Origin of the sequence: Bradyrhizobium elkanii WSM2783 (assembly GCF_000472865.1) — a bacterium.
In the GTDB taxonomy this organism is placed as follows: domain Bacteria; phylum Pseudomonadota; class Alphaproteobacteria; order Rhizobiales; family Xanthobacteraceae; genus Bradyrhizobium; species Bradyrhizobium elkanii_A.
Genome location: NZ_AXAP01000071.1, coordinates 1 through 19,960, shown reverse-complemented (window position 1 = coordinate 19,960; position 19,960 = coordinate 1). Strand labels below are relative to the sequence as shown.

General features: G+C 60.5%; 17 protein-coding genes and 2 pseudogenes. 15 read left to right on the top strand and 4 right to left on the bottom strand.

Annotation, left to right across the window (positions count from 1 at the left end):
• Window positions 1–241: 241 nt before the first annotated feature.
• From YY7_RS61020 to YY7_RS0137830, 3 genes and pseudogenes are all read right to left on the bottom strand, one after another.
• Window positions 242–417, bottom strand: a pseudogene (locus YY7_RS61020) (cytochrome ubiquinol oxidase subunit I); the annotation flags it as partial.
• Window positions 405–1,409, bottom strand: coding sequence for a carbon-nitrogen hydrolase family protein (locus tag YY7_RS0137835; RefSeq protein WP_028167729.1), 1,005 nt, complete (start codon window positions 1,407–1,409; stop codon window positions 405–407). The gene YY7_RS0137835 and the pseudogene YY7_RS61020, both read right to left, overlap by 13 nt.
• 19 nt (window positions 1,410–1,428) lie before the next feature.
• A complete protein-coding gene (locus YY7_RS0137830; RefSeq protein ID WP_210164723.1) occupies window positions 1,429–2,775 on the bottom strand; it encodes a PLP-dependent aminotransferase family protein in 1,347 nt (448 codons plus the stop codon).
• 160 nt (window positions 2,776–2,935) lie between these two features.
• Between YY7_RS0137830 and YY7_RS0137825 the strand changes: the two genes are divergently transcribed.
• The 9 genes and pseudogenes from YY7_RS0137825 (at window position 2,936) to YY7_RS57540 (ending at window position 11,882) form a co-directional block, all read left to right on the top strand.
• Window positions 2,936–3,844 (top strand): methylenetetrahydrofolate reductase, encoded by a 909-nt coding sequence (locus YY7_RS0137825; RefSeq protein ID WP_196237389.1) that lies wholly within the window; start codon window positions 2,936–2,938, stop codon window positions 3,842–3,844.
• 303 nt (window positions 3,845–4,147) lie between these two features.
• Window positions 4,148–5,371, top strand: coding sequence for a 5-aminolevulinate synthase (gene hemA, locus YY7_RS0137820; RefSeq protein WP_028167726.1), 1,224 nt, complete (start codon window positions 4,148–4,150; stop codon window positions 5,369–5,371).
• Between the two features lie 26 nt (window positions 5,372–5,397).
• Window positions 5,398–5,601 (top strand): annotated as a pseudogene (locus YY7_RS65295) (DUF2849 domain-containing protein); the annotation flags it as partial.
• A gap of 150 nt (window positions 5,602–5,751) precedes the next feature.
• Window positions 5,752–7,410 carry a nitrite/sulfite reductase gene (locus YY7_RS0137815; protein WP_245287551.1) on the top strand — a complete coding sequence of 553 codons (1,659 nt, stop codon included), beginning with the start codon at window positions 5,752–5,754 and terminating at the stop codon, window positions 7,408–7,410.
• Entirely contained in the window at window positions 7,394–7,906 is a 513-nt protein-coding gene (locus YY7_RS54110) for a DUF934 domain-containing protein (protein WP_051397129.1), read from the top strand. The genes YY7_RS0137815 and YY7_RS54110 overlap by 17 nt, the downstream gene beginning before the upstream one ends.
• Window positions 7,903–8,430, top strand: a complete 528-nt coding sequence (locus tag YY7_RS0137805) for a carboxymuconolactone decarboxylase family protein (protein WP_028167724.1) — start codon at window positions 7,903–7,905, stop codon at window positions 8,428–8,430. The genes YY7_RS54110 and YY7_RS0137805 overlap by 4 nt, the downstream gene beginning before the upstream one ends.
• A 6-nt stretch (window positions 8,431–8,436) precedes the next feature.
• The gene (locus tag YY7_RS0137800; protein ID WP_028167723.1) at window positions 8,437–9,513 is read left to right on the top strand and encodes an acyl-CoA dehydrogenase family protein; all 1,077 of its coding nucleotides are present in this window, start codon (window positions 8,437–8,439) and stop codon (window positions 9,511–9,513) included.
• 18 nt (window positions 9,514–9,531) lie between these two features.
• The gene (locus tag YY7_RS0137795) at window positions 9,532–10,701 is read left to right on the top strand and encodes a phosphoserine transaminase (RefSeq protein ID WP_028167722.1); all 1,170 of its coding nucleotides are present in this window, start codon (window positions 9,532–9,534) and stop codon (window positions 10,699–10,701) included.
• Between the two features lie 242 nt (window positions 10,702–10,943).
• Window positions 10,944–11,882, top strand: coding sequence for an alpha/beta fold hydrolase (locus YY7_RS57540; RefSeq protein WP_080664021.1), 939 nt, complete (start codon window positions 10,944–10,946; stop codon window positions 11,880–11,882).
• Here YY7_RS57540 and YY7_RS54100 read toward each other — a convergent pair.
• Window positions 11,872–12,894, bottom strand: a complete 1,023-nt coding sequence (locus YY7_RS54100) for a nitrilase-related carbon-nitrogen hydrolase (RefSeq protein WP_080664020.1) — start codon at window positions 12,892–12,894, stop codon at window positions 11,872–11,874. The two genes, YY7_RS57540 and YY7_RS54100, sit on opposite strands and share 11 nt — an antisense overlap.
• 615 nt (window positions 12,895–13,509) lie before the next feature.
• On the opposite strand from YY7_RS54100, the gene cyoA reads away from it, so the two are divergent.
• The 6 genes from cyoA (at window position 13,510) to YY7_RS0137755 (ending at window position 19,148) form a co-directional block, all read left to right on the top strand.
• Window positions 13,510–14,394, top strand: a complete 885-nt coding sequence (gene cyoA, locus YY7_RS54095; protein ID WP_245287549.1) for a ubiquinol oxidase subunit II — start codon at window positions 13,510–13,512, stop codon at window positions 14,392–14,394.
• A complete protein-coding gene (cyoB, locus tag YY7_RS0137775) occupies window positions 14,394–16,370 on the top strand; it encodes a cytochrome o ubiquinol oxidase subunit I (RefSeq protein WP_028167721.1) in 1,977 nt (658 codons plus the stop codon). The genes cyoA and cyoB overlap by 1 nt, the downstream gene beginning before the upstream one ends.
• Window positions 16,371–16,378: 8 nt before the next feature.
• Window positions 16,379–16,999 carry a cytochrome o ubiquinol oxidase subunit III gene (gene cyoC / locus YY7_RS0137770; RefSeq protein WP_433994555.1) on the top strand — a complete coding sequence of 207 codons (621 nt, stop codon included), beginning with the start codon at window positions 16,379–16,381 and terminating at the stop codon, window positions 16,997–16,999.
• Window positions 16,999–17,373 carry a cytochrome o ubiquinol oxidase subunit IV gene (cyoD, locus tag YY7_RS0137765; protein WP_028167719.1) on the top strand — a complete coding sequence of 125 codons (375 nt, stop codon included), beginning with the start codon at window positions 16,999–17,001 and terminating at the stop codon, window positions 17,371–17,373. Before cyoC ends, cyoD begins: the two co-directional genes overlap by 1 nt.
• A 156-nt stretch (window positions 17,374–17,529) precedes the next feature.
• Window positions 17,530–18,675 (top strand): histidinol-phosphate transaminase, encoded by a 1,146-nt coding sequence (gene hisC, locus YY7_RS54090; protein ID WP_210164722.1) that lies wholly within the window; start codon window positions 17,530–17,532, stop codon window positions 18,673–18,675.
• An 11-nt stretch (window positions 18,676–18,686) separates the two neighbouring features.
• A complete protein-coding gene (locus YY7_RS0137755) occupies window positions 18,687–19,148 on the top strand; it encodes a DUF1348 family protein (RefSeq protein WP_028167718.1) in 462 nt (153 codons plus the stop codon).
• The last annotated feature ends 812 nt before the right edge of the window (window positions 19,149–19,960 follow it).

Below are 19,960 nucleotides of genomic sequence, written 5' to 3'. Positions count from 1 at the left end.
AAACGCCATTGCAGCTTAGGACATTCCGGTCAGGGCCGTAACCCCGCCGGACATCTGGAACCCATTTCCGTGCAATGCCGATAATCCGCGCGCCAGCCAAATGCTGCTTCACAACGCGAATAATCGGGAGCGGACACGCTAACTGATAAGGTCCGCTTTTTTCCCGATGGTCAGCTCAATCTTATCGTCCTGGTGAGGAACCGAAAACTCCCGCGCTTATCCCTCGTGCCGTCATGCGCTCGCGGCTCCAAAAATGATAAAGGTCGCGGTAGACTATTCTTTCTTCCACAACCACAGGCCTTCCAGTGCCACGAGATAGCTCGCAAGACCGATGGTGATCGCCGGGAAGATGATCTGGGACGACATCGTGAATCCGAATTGGATACGGGCGAGCTCGAGCGCCGTTAATCCGAACATAGCGCGTCCTCATTCGGCTCCGTCGTGACATTCAGCTCCTGGACGACCGACAAGGGCAGTTGTCCCTTGAACGCGACTGCAGGCTTCGGTCGCGTGTCGACCGAAAGCCTGAATACGTCGGGGCGGGCGTAATGACCCACAACATCCAAATCGTACTTGCCGCGGACGATCACCCGCCGGTCGATCTCGGCAAGCTTGATCGCCTCTCCGGTGAAATCGGGTTCGACGAGGACATTGCCGAGCGGGTCGACGATGCAGGATCCGCCGCGGATAAGTACCGTTTTCGGGTCGTCACCATGAACAGGCGCGTAGTCCCGCGGAGCATCGTTACGCGTGAAATACTGGCAGGCCGAGATCACGAAGCACCGGCCTTCAAGCGCGATGGTGCGCATCGTGGGCAACCAAGTGTCACGATCATCGACCGTTGGCGCGCAGTAAAGCTCGACCCCCTGGGCGTACATCGCGGCACGCAGCAGCGGCATGTAGTTTTCCCAGCAGATGACGCTGCCGATGCGGCCGAGCGGCGTCTCGACCACGCCAATTGTCGAGCCGTCACCGAAGCCCCAGACCAGCCGTTCCAGCGCCGTCGGCATGAGCTTGCGGTGTTTCAAGAGCAACCGACCGTTGGATCCGTAGGTCAAGGCCGTGCAATAGAGCGTCCCGCCATCCCGCTCGATGACACCGACCACGAGGTACACGCCATTGTCCCGCGCGATTTCGCCGAGCCGAGTGGCCTCGGGTCCTGGCAGGTCGATGGCGCTATCGTAGTAGCGGCGGAAATCTTCCCGCCCCTCGGCGCTGCGCATGCCCAGACGCGCGCCGAAGTCGATGCCTTTCGGATAGCCGCCGACGAACGCCTCGGGAAAGACCACGAGATCCGCCCCCAAACCGGCCGCTTCGCGCGTGCAATTGGCGAGCTTGGCAAAGGTCTTCGGCTTGTCGAAGAGGACAGGTGCGGCCTGAACAACGGCGGCTTTGATGGCGTTGGACATCGTAATCAATCCTTATGAACTACACGACGGCTCTGGTAGCGAGCGATGGCTGCGCCATGAGACTGGCGAGCTGGGTGAGGCCATCTTCGAGCGCACCTCGGTCGGGCGCGACGCCCAGCGAGATACGCACGGCCTCAGTGGGATGCGCGGCAACGGCGAAGGCGGAGCTCGGCACGATCGATACACCGACACGATCGGCGTGCTCCGCGAAGTCGCCTGCGCGCCAATGAGTGGGCAACCGTAGCCAAAGGTGATGCCCGTGCGGATCTGCCGCAAAGCTGACGTCACCCAGGATCGAAGCGGCAAGCTTCTGGCGAACCGCGTTCTCGGCGCTGATGGCTTTCGCGATTTCATCGAGCGAGCCGTCGGCGATCCAGCGTGTCGCAAGGGCTGACATGAGTGGCGGTGCCATGAGGATGGTCGCACGCAACACGCCCGCCAGTCGAAGCGCCATCCCAGCATTAGGTGCGACGACATAGGCAACACGCAAAGCGGGGCTCGCACATTTCGAAAGAGTGGCGATATGCCAGGTGAGGTCGCGAGCCAGCTCCGCCACCGTGACAATCCGCTCCGGCCGAAGCGGCGCATAAGGATCGTCCTCAATGATGGCGATGCCATGCTTCCGCGCCAGGGCCGCGATCTTATGGCGCCGATCCTCCGACATTGTCGCCGTCGTTGGATTGTCGATGGTTGGGATCACGTATAGCGCCTTGGGGGATTTCTCGCGGCACGCTTTCTCGAATGCGTCTGGAACGATCCCCTGTTCATCCATTGCGAGGGGTTCGAGGACGAGCCCTTTCTGTGCGGCGACAGCCTTCAGCCCGGGATAGGTCATCGCACCGGCAAGAAGCACGTCGCCGCGAGCGAGCAGAAGTTCGCAGACGGCAAACAATGCGCTTTGAGCGCCGCCCGTAACCATGAGCCGGTCGGGAGCAACGCCTTCGAGCCGGTGCGCAAGCCAGGCTGCGGCTGCATAGCGATCGGGCTCTGCGCCGCTGCTATCCTGGTAATGCAGGCTGAGCAGGCCGCGCGGACTTCCGAGGATGCCGGCGATCCCCTGCGGAAAGATCTTTCGGAACTCCACCTCCGACGGCTGTGGCGGAATGTTCATGCTGAGATCGATCAAGGGGTGCGCCGCTCCGGCGGGCTCGTTGCCATCAAGTTTCTCTCTGATGAAGGTGCCGCGGCCGGCCTGCGCCTCGATGAGCCCGCGCCGGCGCGCCTCATTGAAGGCCCGCGTCACAGTAGTCAGATCGACGTCGAGAGCTTCCGCGATGGCTCGCTGCGGCGGCAGCCTGTCGCTCCGTGCGACCCGCCCGGACCTGATATCCGCCTCAAGGGCTTCAACAATTCCGAGATATTTCATGCGGGCGCTCTCGATTAGTCGCGGTCGCCACATACTATTCCCTCGCTTGTATGCTAATTAAACATACGCTATAGATAGCATGTATGGGTTATGATTGGAAGGGCAGATACGTGCAATCGTCGCTGGCCCGCGGTTAGCGCGACAATCTTAGAGAAGCGCGGTGACGCCGATACATAGTCTTCATATTCAACCGCCAGCCTTGGTTTCTTCTCCGCGCGGTCTCTACGCCTTGGAGGTCACCGCGAAGACCGTCGCGCGGATTGCGGAGTCCAAAGCCGAGATTCCACCAGGAACGCCCATCAATATTGCGTTCCTGGGCAGCGAAAACCACGCGCAGCGTATCCATGCAGCGCGCATAGTGCGGCAATACGGCTTTGAGCCAGTGCCGATCATCTCAGCGCGGCGGCTGCTCTCCGAGAGAGAGCTCGACAACTTCCTTGGATACTTGATCGGTGAGGTAGCCCCGACGCGTTTCATGCTGGTCGGGGGCGACCCGATGACGCCTGCCGGTCCCTATGTAAACTCCTTGGGCCTACTGGAAAGTGGGATCCTCCAGCGCCACGCCATTCGCCATGTAGGGATTGTCGCACACCCGGAAGGGCATCCAAAGATCGATGCCGACACGCTGTGGCGAGCTCTCAGATGGAAGCTCGCTTTCCTGAAGGAGGCCGGCTGCTCCGTCGAAATCACGACTCAGTTCGGACTCGATGCCGATGCGATCGTGCGCTGGATCACGCGCTTACGCGGCGAGGAGATCACTACGCCCGTTCGAATCGGCATCCCTGGGCCAACGGATGCCGGCAGACTGCTCAGATACGCTGAACAATTTGGTGTCATCAGATCGGACGGGCTCCTGCGAAAGTATGGCCTCTCGCTCACCAATCTCCTTCAGCGCGTCACGTCGGATCGCTTTGTCGAACGGCTTGCCCTCGGATTGAACGGACGGGATTTCGGCACCCTGCTGTATCATCTCTATCCATTCGGCGGCATCGCGGACGGGGTCAGGTGGATGGATCGCTTCCTGCGCGACCAAAATCTCGTGGCCGTGCCGCATTCATACATAAAGTAACTACCCCTCATTCGACGACTTTTGCCGCCAATTGCATCCGCTGGGCGAGGCCTGTCTTTCGGGTTCCGCCCGCGGCATCGGGCTGTCTTCGCGATATGGACCGCCACGGTTGCGTCGGAGGCGCCGCGTGCGATTGCAAGCAGGGATTATGCTCCAGGCGTAGGGGTTAGATCCATACAATTCGCCTGCAGTATGGTTGAGATGTATGCTTATATAACCTACTAAACTGGGCGAAGATGTATGGCATGTTTCGCCGAGACTTACCGTCTTTGAGCGACAATCGCGTGCGATGGGTGATAACCGATGGATTTCGACGCCAAGTTTCGAGAACTAATTTCCGAGATGAAACTGGACGGCCGCTATCGGACGTTCATCGAGCTGGAGCGGATCGCGGGAGAATTCCCTACGGCTCTCTGGCATCGCCCGGATGGTGGGATCCAGCGCGTCACGGTCTGGTGCAGCAATGATTATCTCGGCATGGGGCAGCATCCCCGTGTCCTTGCAGCCATGCACAACGCGATCGATATCTCCGGTGCCGGCACCGGAGGGACGCGCAACATCTCCGGTACTAATCGTCAGCATGTTGCTCTCGAAGCCGAGCTTGCCGATCTTCACGGCAAGGAGGCGGCACTAATCTTCACGTCAGGCTGGATCTCGAACCTCGCGGCGCTCGGCAGCTTAGGCCGGCTCCTGCCAGACTGCGTCATCTTCTCCGATGCGCTCAACCACAACTCGATGATCGAGGGCATTCGCCGATCTGGCGCGGAGAGGCTCATCTTTCGGCATAACGATGTCGCTCATCTCGATGAGCTGATGGGCAGCGTCGATCCAGCGCGCCCTAAGATTGTTGCCTTCGAGAGCGTCTACAGCATGGACGGCGACGTGGCGCCGATTGCCGCCATCTGCGGCATCGCTGAGAAGCATGGCGCTATCACCTATCTTGATGAGGTTCACGCGGTGGGGCTCTATGGCGCGCGCGGCGGCGGAATCGCCGAGCGTGACGGCGTAGCCCATCGTGTGACACTGATCGAAGGTACCCTGGCGAAAGCCTTTGGCGTGATGGGCGGCTATGTCGCCGGTTCGGCGCTCATGATCGACGTGATCCGGAGCCTCGCCGACAGCTTCATCTTCACTACGTCGCTTCCTCCCCACCTTGCTGCGGGAGCCCTGGCCGCCATACAGCATGTGAAAGCGCACCCTGAAGACCGCACGAGGCAGGCTGAGAATGCGGCTCGGCTGAAGGCGATGCTCAAGAGCGGGGGCCTGCCCGTGCTCGACTCGCCCACTCATATCCTGCCGGTGATGGTGGGGGATGCGCATCTGTGCCGGCGTATCAGCGAATTGCTCTTGGCCGGTCGCGGCATCTATGTCCAGCCCATCAATTATCCCACGGTGGCGCGCGGTCTGGAGCGCCTGCGCATCACGCCGACGCCGTTCCACACTGAAGCGCACATGCGTGATCTCGTCGACGCGCTCATCGCCGTGGGCCGTGACCTGGGCTGGGCCGCAGCCCGCCAAGCTGCCTGAGTCTAGCCCACCTGAAGAGATACCACATGCCCAAGAGCATCGTCACTGCAAATCGCTTATCGGATGGCGTCGTTGTCTGGTTGGGCTCAAACGGGGAGTGGACCGATCGACTTGAAGCCGCGGACGCCCTCGATGGTAACGCGCTCCAATCCGCGCTTGAGACGGTCAGAGATCGCGACCGGGATGTTGCCGTCGACATTCGGGATATTCCGGCCGATCTTGTTGAGGGGCGTCCTGTCCCCCAAGCGCGCCGCGAACGATTACGAGGCGCAGGACCAAGTGTTCGGGAGGACTTGGCCAAAACGGCGGTCGGGGAGCGGTGGGCGCGCCCACCATTGCTGGCACCACCATCGGCCACTTCGAGGTCTCCCTACGCGGGCATCTATCGCTATGACGAATATGATCGTCAGTTCCTGCGCGACCGCGCCGAGCAGTTTCGTCGACAGGTCCAGCGCCGTCTTTCGGGTGAGCTGAACGAGGACGAGTTTAAGCCGCTCCGCCTGATGAACGGCCTCTATCTCCAGCTCCACGGCTACATGCTTCGGGTGGCGCTACCCTATGGCGTGCTGGGCGCTTCGCAGATGCGGCAGCTTGCCTATGTCGCTCGCTACTACGACCGCGGTTACGGGCATTTCACGACGCGCCAAAACATTCAGTTCAACTGGCCTCGACTGACAGATGCGGCGGACATTCTCGCTGTGCTGGCAGAAGCGGACCTTCACGCCATTCAGACGAGCGGCAATTGCGTGCGCAACGTTACGACCGACCATTTCGCTGGCGCCGCTGCGGAAGAGGTTGTCGATCCGCGTCTCTACGCGGAGATCCTCCGGCAATGGTCGACTGATCATCCCGAGTTCACCTATCTACCCCGCAAGTTCAAGATCGCGATCACAGGCAGCCCTCAGGACCGCGCGGCGGTCCGCGTCCATGACATCGGCATACTCGCGAAGCGTAACGCGAAAGGTGAGCCGGGATTTCAGATCTACGCGGGCGGCGGTCTTGGACGCACGCCCATGGTCGGCACCAAGGTCCGGGACTGGCTGCCGGTTCGCAATCTCTTGCGCTATGTCGAGGCAATCCTTCGCGTCTACAACACGCTGGGTCGACGCGACAACATCTACAAAGCGCGGATCAAGATCCTCGTTCGCGACATGAAGCCGGAGCGCTTCATCGAGATGATCGAGCATGAGTTCGCGGCCATGCCTGCTGACTCTTGCGTCCTCGAGGATGACGTGGTCTCGGTGGTTGCTGCGCGCTTCGTGCGGCCGCCCTTTGTTCCCTTGCCCTCGGAAACGCCAGAGTTCGAACGTGCGGTGAAGTCGAACCGTGCGTTCAGAGCCTGGGTTCGAACGAGCACGCACCCACATCGCGAACCGGGCTACATTTCCGCGGTGATCTCGCTAAAGCCCATTGGCGGAATCCCCGGCGACGTGAGCGCCGACGAGATGGACCTGATCGCGGATCTAGCTGATCACTTCTCCTTCGGTGAGATCAGGGTATCGCACGAGCAGAACCTTGTTCTGCCGCATGTCCGCAAGGAACAGCTCCCTAACCTATGGCAGGCCCTGGTTGATGGCGGTCTTGCGACGGGGAATGTCGGCCTCGTCACCGATATCATCTCCTGTCCCGGCATGGACTATTGCAGCCTCGCAACGGCCCGTTCAATCCCGATCGCGCAGAAGATCGCGGATCGTTTCGCCGATCCGGCACGGCAAGCCGAAATTGGACCTCTCGACCTCAACATCTCTGGCTGCATCAACGCGTGCGGTCATCATCATGTCGGGCACATCGGGCTGCTCGGCGTCGATAAGAATGGCGAGGAGGTCTATCAGATCACGCTCGGCGGCGCGGCCGACGAGAAAGCGTCCATCGGCACGATTATCGGTCCCTCGGTCGCTGTCGGGGCCGTGCCTGACGCGATTGAGGCAATCGTCGACGCCTATCTCGCGCACCGTACCGACGGGGAGAGCTTCATCGACACCTGCCGGCGGCTTGGAACGGCACCCTTCAGGGAGGCGGTCTATGGCGCTCATCAATAACAAAGCGCGGGTCATCGAGGACGGCTGGAGCTATCCCGACGCGAACGGAGACGGCGCGATCCGGCCGAAGTATGTCATCCCGCTCGACGTGTTGGCGTCGGTGGGATCAGAGATTCGCATCGACGGCCCAATCGGTGTGTTCGCGGCTGCCGGAGTTACGGCTGATAAGATCCTTCCCTTCCTCGACAAGCTCGAGCTTGTCGTTGTCGAGTTCCCGAAGTTTCGCGACGGCCGCGGCTTCACCGTTGCTCGCGCGCTTCGAGACAGACATGGATTCAAGGGCGACATCCGCGCGATCGGACACATCCTGCCGGATCAGCTCGCCGCACTCGTGCAGTGTGGGTTCTCGACCATCGTAACGCCGCCGGAGCATCCGCCTGCGCAGTGGCAGCAAGGTGCTCTCTCCGCGTCCAGACTTTTGAGCGGAGGGCCGCTGCTGCAGCGCCTGATCGGACGGCGCGCTGCAGCGCCCGCGAATGAAGAGGAGAGATCATGACAAGACTGCCCCTACGAACGATTGAAGATGCTCCTGAAGCTGCTAACCTGCGGGTGCTCGCCAATGCACCAGTGGCGCTGGAAACCTATCTGACGGTCTCTGGCATCAATGCGCGCTCCTCTCTGTCGGTCGCGGAGCGCGAGACCGTGCAGATCACTGCAGCCGCGACGCATGGCTGCGGCTTTTGCGTCGCCGGTCACACGTCTGCCGCCTACAAGCAGGCAGGACTCGATAAGGAAGCAGTCGAGGCCCTGCGCGATCTCGGTCATGTGCCTGATGCGCGCCTAGACGCCGTCGCGCGCTTCACGAAGGCGGTGATCGCTACACGCGGCCGCGTCGACGATGTCGAGCTCGAGGCTTTCAAGTCGGCCGGATTCGGCGACCAGGCGGCACTTGAGGTGGTGCTCGGAGTGAGCCTCGCCACGCTGTGCAACTTCGCCAACAATCTCGGCGACTCACCGCTCAACCCGGAGTTCGAGCCCTACCGCTGGGATGGCGTGCGCGCCGCTGCCGCGAAAGGATGATCCGCCGTGTCGGTCGATGCCGAGCTTGCAGCATGGTTGGACAGGAACGCCTTCAGCCTGGACACGGAGAACACCCTGGCCGGCGAACTTCTCCCGCGGCTTGCGGCGGGCGGGTTGCTTGGTGCCGGCCTACCCGTCGCCGACGGTGGAGCAGGGGGCGACGTCACGGACGGTGTCGAGGCGATCGCGGCTGCTTCTGAACATTCGGTAGCTGCCGGCTTCGTGCTCTGGGCGCATCGTAGCTACATCGAGTATCTCTTACAAAGTCCCAATGCGGGGTTGCGCCAGGCGCTGCTGCCGGACCTCTTGGCTGGACGCGTGGCCGGCGCCACCGGTCTATCTAATGCGATGAAGTTTCTCTCCGGCATCGAGGAGCTGCAGGTGAACGTGCGCGCGCAAGCCGACGGCCTCGTGCTCGATGGAATGTTACCTTGGGTCACAAATCTGCGCTGGCAAGGCTTTCATCTCGCCGTGGCTGTGGCGAGAAAGCACAGGCGAGGCGCCTTCATCGCCTCGGTAGCGCATGACGATGCAGGTCTTAGCCGCTCAGCCGACCTCGACATCATCGCGCTGCGCGCGAGCAACACGGCAGGCGCAACTCTTTCGGGCGTGCAGATCGATGCGGATCGCGTGATCCATCCCGATGCCAATGTCTGGCTGCCGGAGGTGCGCCCGGCCTTCCTCGGCCTCCAGTGCGGCATGTCCATCGGGCTGGCGCGGCGCGCGCTTGCGGAAGCGCACGGCCGCCTCGCACCCCGGCGTCAGATACTCACTGAGCCGGTGATTGCGCTGACCTCGGCGCTGGTCGAGCAGGAAAGCAATCTGCGGGAGGGGCTCCGCTCCGGCATGTTCCGAGCTAAGCCGGAGGCGCTGTTCAAGATCCGCATCGCTCTCGCCGACATCGTTATGCAGGCTGTTGGGCTCGAGCTCCAGAGCACGGGTGGCCGTGGCTATCTGAGGGCGTCCGGGGCCAGTTTCGATCGGCGCTGGAGGGAGGCCGCCTTCATTCCGGTGGTCACGCCAAGTCTGGTCCAGCTCAAGACCGCGCTCGCGGCCTACCGCGAAAGCGGAGCAGTTGCGTAGACCGGAAAGGACGCAAAGATGCGCGAAGGGATTTCTCGACCAGCTAGGAAACCTACGAACCCGAACTTCTCGTCCGGCCCCTGCCGGAAACGTCCCGGATGGTCGCTGCAGGCGTTGAACGGCGCTGCGCTAGGCCGATCACATCGCTCCAAGGAAGGCAAGGCGAAGCTTCGCGAGGTTATCGACCTAACGCGAGAGGTTTTGGAGATTCCGGACGACTATCGAATCGCAATCGTGCCCGGCTCCGACACCGGCGCCGTGGAGATGGCGCTTTGGGGGCTACTCGGGCCACGTGGCGTCGATGTCTTCGCATGGGACAGCTTCGGCGGCGACTGGGTGGTAGACATCACGCGGGAGCTCGGGCTCGGTGATTTGAGGATCTTTATGGCCGCCCATGGCGAACTTCCAGACCTTCGGCGGGCGGACCCGGAACGCGACATTGTCTTTACGTGGAACGGAACGTCTTCCGGCGTCCGGGTCCCCGATGCTGACTGGATCACCGAAGACCGGAGCGGTTTGACGATCTGCGATGCGACGTCGGCTGCGTTCGCCATGGACCTGCCCTGGTCCAAGCTCGATGTGACGACCTGGTCATGGCAGAAGGTGCTCGGCGGCGAGGCTGCCCATGGCATGATGGTCTTGAGCCCACGGGCCGTCGAGCGTCTGACTGATCACGTTCCGCGCTGGCCGATGCCGAAACTCTTCCGCATGGTCAAGAGTGGCCTCGTCATCGAAGGGCTGTTCGTCGGGGAAACGATCAACACGCCATCGCTTCTGGCAGTCGAAGATGCGATCGACGGGCTGCGTTGGGCGCGCGACATTGGCGGTCTTCCTGCCTTGAAGGCGCGGTGCCAGGAAAATTTCGACCGCGCCGCCCAATGGGTCAGCCGGAACAAGTGGTGCGATTTTCTTGCCAGTCGCGCGGAGATCCGGTCACAGACGTCGATCTGCCTCAGGATTGTCGATCCGGAGCTAGGTGGGGACCAAGTCTTGCAGTCTGTGGTGGCAAACGCCGTCGTCGCGCGGTTGGCACAGGAGCGCGTTGCGTTCGATGCCGGCGCTTACCGGACGGCTCCTCCCGGCTTCCGCTTCTGGGGCGGAGCAACCGTCGCGGCATCCGATCTTGCCTTGGCGCTCGAGTGGCTGAGTTGGTGTTACCAGGAAGTCAGGGAGGCGGTCCGAACGTGATCAATAGAGCGGGCGACGGCTTTCAACGATGAAGCCGAACATTCGCAAGTTCTCAACCGGTGTAACGGTCATCATATTCTTCGATGGAGGAAACGGCGTGATGCAATTCCTCCCGCAGCTGCCGTGCCGCCAGTTTCCCTTAGGTATAGAGGGGTCGTGCTGATCGTAGATGCGTCGGTACGGTGTAGTCCGCTTGACGCGACGGCAGCGCATTCCAAGCTCGCTCCGGAGAGCATGAGGCAATGAGCTCTTTCATCCATGACGGCCGAAGGTTGCACTATACGCTTGAGGGAGCGGGACTGGCATTGCTCTTTGTTCACGGCCTTGGCGGCAATGTGGACAACTGGATGTTGCAACGCTTAGCCCTTGCGACGACTCATCGCGTCGTCGGAATTGACATGCCCGGCCACGGTCGATCAGAGGGGCGCGAAGTACGATTCGATCGCTATTGGGAAGCGATTCTCGCGCTGACTGAGCATCTCCAGATCGAACGGATCGCAATCTGTGGCCTTTCGAAAGGTGCTCGCGTCGCTTTGATGTTCGCGGCACGCCATCCAGAACGCGTTGAGCGCATCGCGGTCGTCAACGCGTTCATCCACTTGAAGCCGGCGGACAGGGAGGCGCGCCTCAAGCTCTATGATCTGCTCCTCCTGCCCGACGGGGGGCGAGGATGGGCCGAAGAACTACTATACGCGATGGGAGTCAGCGAGCATGACGCTATCGTCCGGGGCTTCCTGCGATCGCTCAATTGGATCGATCCCCAACATATCCGGGCCCGTTTCAACGAGCTCATCGCATTCGACCAGCGCGCGGAGCTGGCCGATGTCCGCTGCCCGATCCTTCTTATCAGAGGAGAACGGGACGCTTTCGTCCCGGACTACTGTGTCGAGGAGCTCCACCAGCGCTCGCAGGATCCTCGATCGCACGAATGCCGAGTTGCGGGCATCTGCCTTACCTCGAAGCTCCTGCACGATTCAACGCGCTGCTCACCGAATTTCTTGGAAGCTCGAGACCGGATGGTTGACCAACGGATAAAGCCCAGTAGCTCTTCGAGAGGTGCTCAAAATCGCCACCACTACGCTGGTCCAGTTGAACGATGCTTCCGCGGCCGGCCGTTCGGAACGAGGCAAAGGGGGGACGCCTCAGGCAGCTCTTGCCGAGGCGTCTTGATCACTCGATAGCGGCCGCGAGGATCGGCATCGCTGTAGGTTCCGGGAGAGGTGCCGGCAGGGCCACGGGCGGCCGCTGCAAGGCGAGTTCGCGCGAGGTGACGGTTGGCGCCACCGCTTGGTTGGTCATAAGAAGCCGGAGGAGCTCTGGGCGCGAAAAGTGGCCCACAGAATCCATTAGTCGCTTGCCGACTACGTTCAGCTTGAGATCAAGATCGGCAACCAGAATCCCCTCTCCGGAAGTCAGCGGTGGGACTACATGCCTTCCCTCTGGATCGATGATCGCAGTCATGCAGCCGCCGCGGATTGCTGCGGCCGCGCCATTCTCGCCAGCGATCTTCATGACTTGCTCCTCGGTGAGCCAAGCCGTCGCATTGACCACAAAGCAGCCGCTCTGGAGGGCATGGTTGCGAAGCTGGACCTCCGTCTGGTCGCTAAAGGTGGGGCCGAAGAGCGCACCGGGATATTGCGCCACGTGGATATCCTCATGCTGGGCCATGATCGCATAGCGGGCGAGCGGATTGTAATGCTCCCAGCAGATCAAGCCGCCGATTCTGCCGACCGCCGTTTCGACCACTTGCAGGGTCGATCCGTCGCCCACGCCCCAGATCATTCGTTCGTGATAGGCTGGCGAGATCTTGCGATGTTTCAGGCGCAGCGAGCCATCGGCATCGAAGATCAGCAGGGCGTTGTAGAGCGAACCATGGTCGCGCTCGTTGATCCCAACCGTGATCACGATGTTATGCTTGCGAGCGGCCGCCGAAATAGCGTGGGTCACCGGTCCGGGCACGGCGACGGCGTTCTCATAGAGACGGATGTGCTCGTCGCGAATGGCGCTCGGCCCGTGAGCTATTGAGAAGTAGGGGTACCAGGGCAGGAACGTCTCGGGGAAGACAATTAGTTCGACACCTTTTGACGCCGCTTCGGCGATGGCAGCGAGCACACGGTCGAGCGTCCCTTCGAGAGAAGCGAGGTCGGGGGAGATCTGCACAGCGGCGGCACGAATTGTTCGATAGTCTGTCATGAATGGTCCCTTGCATCTGGACTTGGACGTGGGTTGAGGATGCCGACTGGACCGTCCGCATCGTTGCGGCACAGCAGCGCTCATGCCATACATTGTTGCCCACAATAGTATGTTATTTAAGCATACACTTAAATGCTTTTGTTTGCCCTGAAGTGGGCGGGACTAGCCATGTCGCGCTACTATCATAAACGCGCAGCTGCCTGTCGCCCGCATTCACCAGGCTCGGACATATTGATCCAGCGCCATTTTCCCTCGATCTTCGCCTCGAATTGCCGAGCGCTCTCATCTCTATGGCGTACACTGAGCGGTTCAGGTAACGAAAATGTATGCTTGACGAACATACATCATGGTGTGATTTGTCAGCTATATCGAAGGCAGAAGCCATACAAACGGGAATCCAATCTGCGGCGCCTGATGAGCCGCTGATCCTAGAGGATGGGTAAGTTGTTCCAGCGCGGATCATGGTTGCCTCACACCGAGGCGAGCACAAAGGCACTCAAGCAAGGCCACGGAGGGCTCTTCAGCCATGCTTCGCTTCATAGTGGCCGACGGGTAGAGCGTGCGACACGCGAAGAGGGCGCTGCGCTCGCTAGGCTCCCGACAGTCGCGGGCCGAGTGGCCGTTGCGATCCTCCTCTTGACCCTCGGCGGCTGCGATCATCTGGAACTGATGAACCCCAAGGGGTCCATCGGCGCGCAGGAGAAGGATCTGATCCTGATCGCGCTCGGCCTCATGCTGCTTGTCGTCATTCCCGTGATTGTGCTGACACTCGTTTTCGCCTGGCGCTATCGGGAGTCAAACTCCAAGGCGACCTACATGCCCAAATGGGCGCACTCGACGCCGATCGAGATCGTTATCTGGTCGATCCCCTGCATCATCGTAGCATTCCTCGCCGTCCTCATTTGGGAGACAACCCACTCGCTCGATCCCTACCGGACGCTTGAATCGGACGTCGCGCCGGTGAACGTCGAAGTTGTCGCGCTGGATTGGAAGTGGCTGTTCATCTATCCGGACTACGGTGTCGCCGCCGTAAACCACCTCGCGATTCCCGTCGGCACGCCGATCAACTTCCGCCTGACGTCTGCGTCGATGATGAACTCCTTTTTCATCCCGCAGCTTGGCAGCCAAATCTACGCAATGGCTGGGATGCGGACCAAGCTGCACCTCATCGCCGATGAGGCTGGCACCTATGCTGGTCGATCCTCGGCCTTCAGCGGGCCGGGTTTTTCGGACATGCATTTCGACACGGTCGCTGTGCCCAGAAAACAGTTCGATGCCTGGATTACGCAGGCCAGGAACGCGCCGGTCGCGCTGGACGAAGCGGGTTACAGGCGGCTCGAGCAGCCGAGCATCAAGACGCCGGCTACCACATACGCGAGGGTCACGCCCGGACTTTTCGATAGCATCGTCGATCGCTTCATGGCGGGACGGATGCCGGCGGTGGCGCTCAACGACGCGATCTGCACGCCCCAGGGACTGGTCTCGCGGAGGAATTACTGATGCTTGGAAAACTCTCCCTCAGTGCCGTTCCGCTCAATGAACCAATCATCACAGGGACTGGCATCGTCGTCGCGATTCTCGGCTTCACCGTTCTTGCCCTGATCACCTACTATCGAAAGTGGGGTTATCTCTGGTCCGAATGGATCACCTCCGTCGATCATAAAAAGATCGGCGTAATGTATTTCGGTCTCGGGCTCCTCATGCTACTGCGCGGATTTGCGGATGCGATCATGATGCGCACCCAGCAGGCTATGGCCGCCAATGATGCCGCCGGCTACCTGCCGCCGCATCACTACGATCAGATCTTCACTGCCCATGGCGTGATTATGATCTTTTTCGTGGCCACGCCCTTTATCATCGGGCTGATGAACGTCGTGGTGCCGCTCCAGATCGGCGCGCGCGACGTCGCCTATCCCTTCGTCAATTCGCTGGGTTTCTGGCTGTCCGCCGTCGGCGCCGCTCTTGTCATGGTCTCCATGTGGGTCGGCGACTTTGCCGCGACCGGCTGGGTAGCCTATCCGCCGCTGTCCGAGCTCGAATACAGTCCGACAGTGGGCGTCGATTATTTCATATGGTCGCTACAGGTCTCAGGGCTCGGCACGACACTCACCGGTATCAACTTCGTCGTCACGATCCTGCGCATGCGCGCGCCCGGCATGGGTTTCATGAAGATGCCGGTCTTCGTCTGGACCGCACTGATCACCAACATCCTGATTGTCGCGATCTTCCCCGTGCTGACGGCCACCTTGGCGCTGCTCGCCGCCGATCGGTACTTCGGCATGCATTTCTTCACAAACGAGCTTGGTGGGAATGCGATGATGTACATCAACCTCATCTGGATTTGGGGCCATCCCGAGGTCTATGTGCTGATCCTGCCGTGCTTCGGCGTCTTCTCCGAGGTGATCGCGACCTTCTCCGGCAAACCGCTCTTCGGCTACAAGTCGATGGTCTACGCCACCTCGTCGATCGGCGTGCTCTCGTTCTTCGTCTGGCTCCATCACTTCTTCACGATGGGCTCCGGCGCTAACGTCAATGCCTTCTTCGGCATCATGACGACGATCATCTCGATTCCGACCGGCGTGAAGCTGTTCAACTGGCTGTTCACGATGTACCGGGGCCGGATCCGCTTCCACTCGGCGACGCTGTGGACCATCGGCTTTATGGTCACCTTCGCTGTCGGCGGCATGACCGGTGTCCTGCTCGCGGTTCCCGGCGCAGACTTCGTCCTGCACAACAGCCTGTTCCTGGTGGCCCACTTCCACAACGTCATCATCGGTGGCGTGGTCTATGGCTGCCTCGCCGGCATGAGTTTCTGGTTCCCAAAGGTGTTTGGGTTCAAGCTGAATGAATTCTGGGGCAAGGTCTCCTTCTGGTGCTGGCTGGTCGGCTACTGGCTCGCCTTTACGCCGCTCTACATCCTCGGCTTCAAGGGGATGACGCGCCGCATGAACCACTATGACCTGCCCGACTGGCACCCCTACCTGATCGTCGCTCTGGTCGGCGCGGCGATTATCGGCATAGGCATCATCGCCATCCTCATCCAGTTCTGGGTCAGCATCAGGGATCGGGAGAAGAACCGCGATCTGACGGGCGATCCGTGGAATGCCCGCAGCCTGGAGTGGTCCACGGCCTCGCCGGCGCCCTTCTACAACTTCGCCCATATTCCCCGTATCACCTCGCTCGAGCAGCATTGGGAAGACAAGGAGCTTGGACGAGCCTGGCGCTCCGCGTCGTACTACGAGGACATCCACATGCCGAAGAATACGGCGGCCGGCTTCGTGATGGGCGTCTTCAGCTTCGTCCTGTGCTTCGCGCTCGTCTGGCACATGTGGGCGATCGCCGCGGTTGGCCTCTTTGGGATGGTCGGCACGTTCATCGCGCGCAGCTACGACCGGGACACCGACTACTATGTTCCGGCACCCGAGGTCGCGCGCATCGAGAGACAGCGCCACGCGCAAATATCGAAGGCAGTGTAACCATGAACATCTCTGTTCTCCCCAGATCGGTAGCGACGTTCGAAGCTTCAGCCGCACATCACCACGAGCATGATGACGGGTCGATGACCGTTCTCGGTTTCTGGATCTACCTGATGAGCGATTGCCTGATATTCGCGTGCTTGTTCGCCACCTTCGGCGTGCTTGCCGAAAATGTTGCGGGCGGTCCGGGCGGGCGGGAGCTTTTCGATCTGTCGTATGTTGCGGTTGAAACGGTTCTGCTGCTGGCGAGCAGCTTCACCTTTGGTGTCGCCGTACTCAACTTGCAGACCAACCGCAGGGGAAATGTCATCGCGTGGCTCGCCATCACTTTCGTGTTGGGCGCGGCATTCATCAACATGGAAATTCGAGAATTCGTCCATCTCATCGAAGAGGGAGCGGGCCCGAACCGAAGCGCCTTCCTCTCGGCCTATTTCACGCTCGTCGGCACGCACGGATTGCACGTGACGGCGGGGCTGATCTGGCTTGCGGTGATGATCCACCAAGCCTCCCACTTTGAGCTGGATGGGGTCATTCGTCGGCGTCTCGCTTGTCTCAGCCTCTTCTGGCACTTCCTCGATCTGGTGTGGATCTGCGTCTTCACCTTCGTTTACCTGCGCGGGGTGCTGTGATGTCGAAAGCGAGTATTTCAAACCACATTGCAGATGATGCCCCCCACGCTACACTTAAGTCCTACGTAGCAGGCTTTTTCCTGTCGCTCGGATTGACCGCACTCTCGTTTGGAGCAGTCATGAGCGGTGCCGTTGCTAGGGACATGATCCTGCCGGCGATAACGCTGCTTGCCGTCGCTCAGTTGCTGGTGCAGCTCGCGTTCTTTCTCCATCTCGGAACCGCGCCAGAGCAGCGGAACAACACGGTGATTTTTCTCCTCACTGGCCTGCTGATCGCGACTGTTGTCGTCGGCTCACTGTGGGTCATCCACAACGCGAACGTCAACATGATGCCGACCCAAATGTCGATCGATCGCGCTCGGGCGAAGGACTGACTTGAGCGACGTGCCCGGCGATCGGCGGAGATCTTCGTCCAGTCGCGTCCCTATTGGAAGGCCGCATATGTGCCTGCATCGCTCTTCGTTGCAGCCGATCTTGGTCGCGGAGCGATCCGCCGGTTATGCACCCGACCGGCCCAGGCGGAGACGCTGATGTACGAACGAATGCATGTTTGCCAAATTGAGGGTTACGTACCGGGCCTCCAGCCCGATAGCGGCGCGATCAAGCTCAACACGAATGAGAATCCTTTTCCGCCCAGCCCGAGGGTGATGACGCATCTCAGCAATATTCTTCCCCTCACACTCCAGCGCTATCCGGATCCGTCGGCCATGGCGTTTCGTCTCGTTGCCGCGCGCGCCCACGGCGTTGCGCCTGATCAGGTTATTGCCACCAATGGTGGCGACGAGCTGCTGCGACTGGCGCTCGCGACCTTTGTCGATCCCGGCCGCGCGGTCGGCATCGTTTCGCCCGGTTACGGCTTCTATTCCTTGCTCGCAGGTCTCCATCCTGCGCCCGTCTGCGACGTTCCCTTGACCGAAGCTTGGCAATTGCCCGAGGAAACTGCGAGCCGCTGGAATGCCGCCGGCGCGCAGCTCGCGTTCCTCACGAACCCCCACGCCCCATGCGGAACGCTTTTTCCAATCGCCACGATCGAACGGCTCGCCGCGTCCTTTAAGGGTGTACTCGTTGTTGACGAAGCCTATGTAGATTTCGTTGATCCGGCGCTAGGCTATGATGCGACAACGCTGATATCGCGGCATCAAAATGTCCTTCTGCTCCGCACCCTGAGCAAAGGATATTCGCTCGCCGGTCTCCGCTTGGGTTATGGCCTCGCCGATGTCAGGCTGATCCAGCCAATCCTTCACAAAACGAAGGACACCTACAACGTCGATGCAATGGCCCAAATACTCGGTGCGGCGGGGCTCGACGACCGCCTGCATGCGAGCGGTACTTGGGAGGCAGTTCGGAAGGAACGAGAGACACTTTCGCGCAATCTGCAAGACTTGAACCTCGCTGTCGGCCCATCTCAAGCCAACTTCGTTCTCGTTTCGCTCGCATTGTTTGATGGCAGCTGCAGCGCACGCCAAGTCGTCACGAAGCTTATGGAGCGGAACATCTATGTCCGCTGGTTCGATACCGATCGGCTGCGTGACAAGCTGCGAGTCACGATCGGCACTCCGCAGGAAAATGCGGCGCTCATCAGTGCGTTGCGCACGATTCTCGGCCGACCGGATGGTAAAATTGGATATGGCCGAGCCTTGAATGTTCATACTTGCAAATCGTACCTGTCAGTATAGGAGAAACTGAAATGACTATCATTGCACCACCATTCACGCTCGAGAGCGCAACACAAAAAGTTCGCCTGGCAGAAGACGGATGGAACAGCCGCGATCCCGAGAAGGTGTCGCTGGCTTATACGCCGGACAGCCGTTGGCGGAATCGCTCCGAATTTGCCAACGGACGGACCGAGATCGTGGCGTTCCTCACCCGAAAGTGGGCAAAGGAGCTCGACTATCGGCTGATCAAGGAGCTCTGGGCCTTCACCGATAATCGGATCGCCGTCCGCTACGCCTATGAGTGGCATGATGACAGCGGCAATTGGTTCCGTTCGTATGGTAACGAAAACTGGGAATATGATGCCGCAGGGTTGATGCAACGCCGGTTTGCCTGCATCAATGACCTTCCCATCAAGGAAGCCGACCGGAAGTTTCACTGGCCTCTGGGGCGGCGTCCGGACGATCACCCTGGGCTTTCGGAGTTGGGGCTTTGAACCGCGCTCGACGAGCGCTCTGACGTCATATCCCTCCTCGCCAGAGTCTTCCCCGAGTTTGGCACGAGGGAAGCTTCGCTCAGCCGGGGCGAGAAGGACAGCCTCCATTAGTTCTTTCTGGGCGGCAGCGTGGGCTCGTCGTATCGAACACCAGCAGCGCTGGGATAGATGATCCGAGGCGTGCCGTAGCCGGCATCGAGCTCCTTGAACACAGCCTACTAGTTTGCCGCCGAGGCCGCCCTTGGTCCGGAGGTATGATGATGGCGGCCTCATCTCGTTGCTGATCCGCTTCTGCCGCCACCGTATTCCGTCTTAACTCCTGCTCGAAGGCGCCAACGATTCCCCCATCTCTTGGCTTGTGAGCAGGCCGGGCATGTAGGGCGGCTCCGAGCCTGAAAAATGAAGGCGAGAGCGGACTAGTCTCTTTCATTAGGATGCTCGCCGCATCGCGCGGACTTCCGACGCGAACCGCTCCGGCCACACAGCCGCAACTGATCTTCCGCTTGATCCAGGCGCGATCGCCGTTGTCGCGGGCGTCTAAATTCTCTCGCGTGGCCTTCTCAGCTGGTGTTGTTAGTGACCACAGGCGGTCCCCATGGTCATCACGTGCAAGAAAAAGCGCTTCATGAAGAGTGTCGATTCCGACGTTTAGGTGCCATGCCCCAGCGAACACCGCGTCATCTGGAATATCTCCCCAATTCTGGGGCTGATGACTCCAGGGATCGACAAATGCGCTCTGATGCTCATCGAGGGGACTAGAGAATACGTCAGCCATAAAAAATACCTCCATCGCATTGGCGAGGAGGCTGACA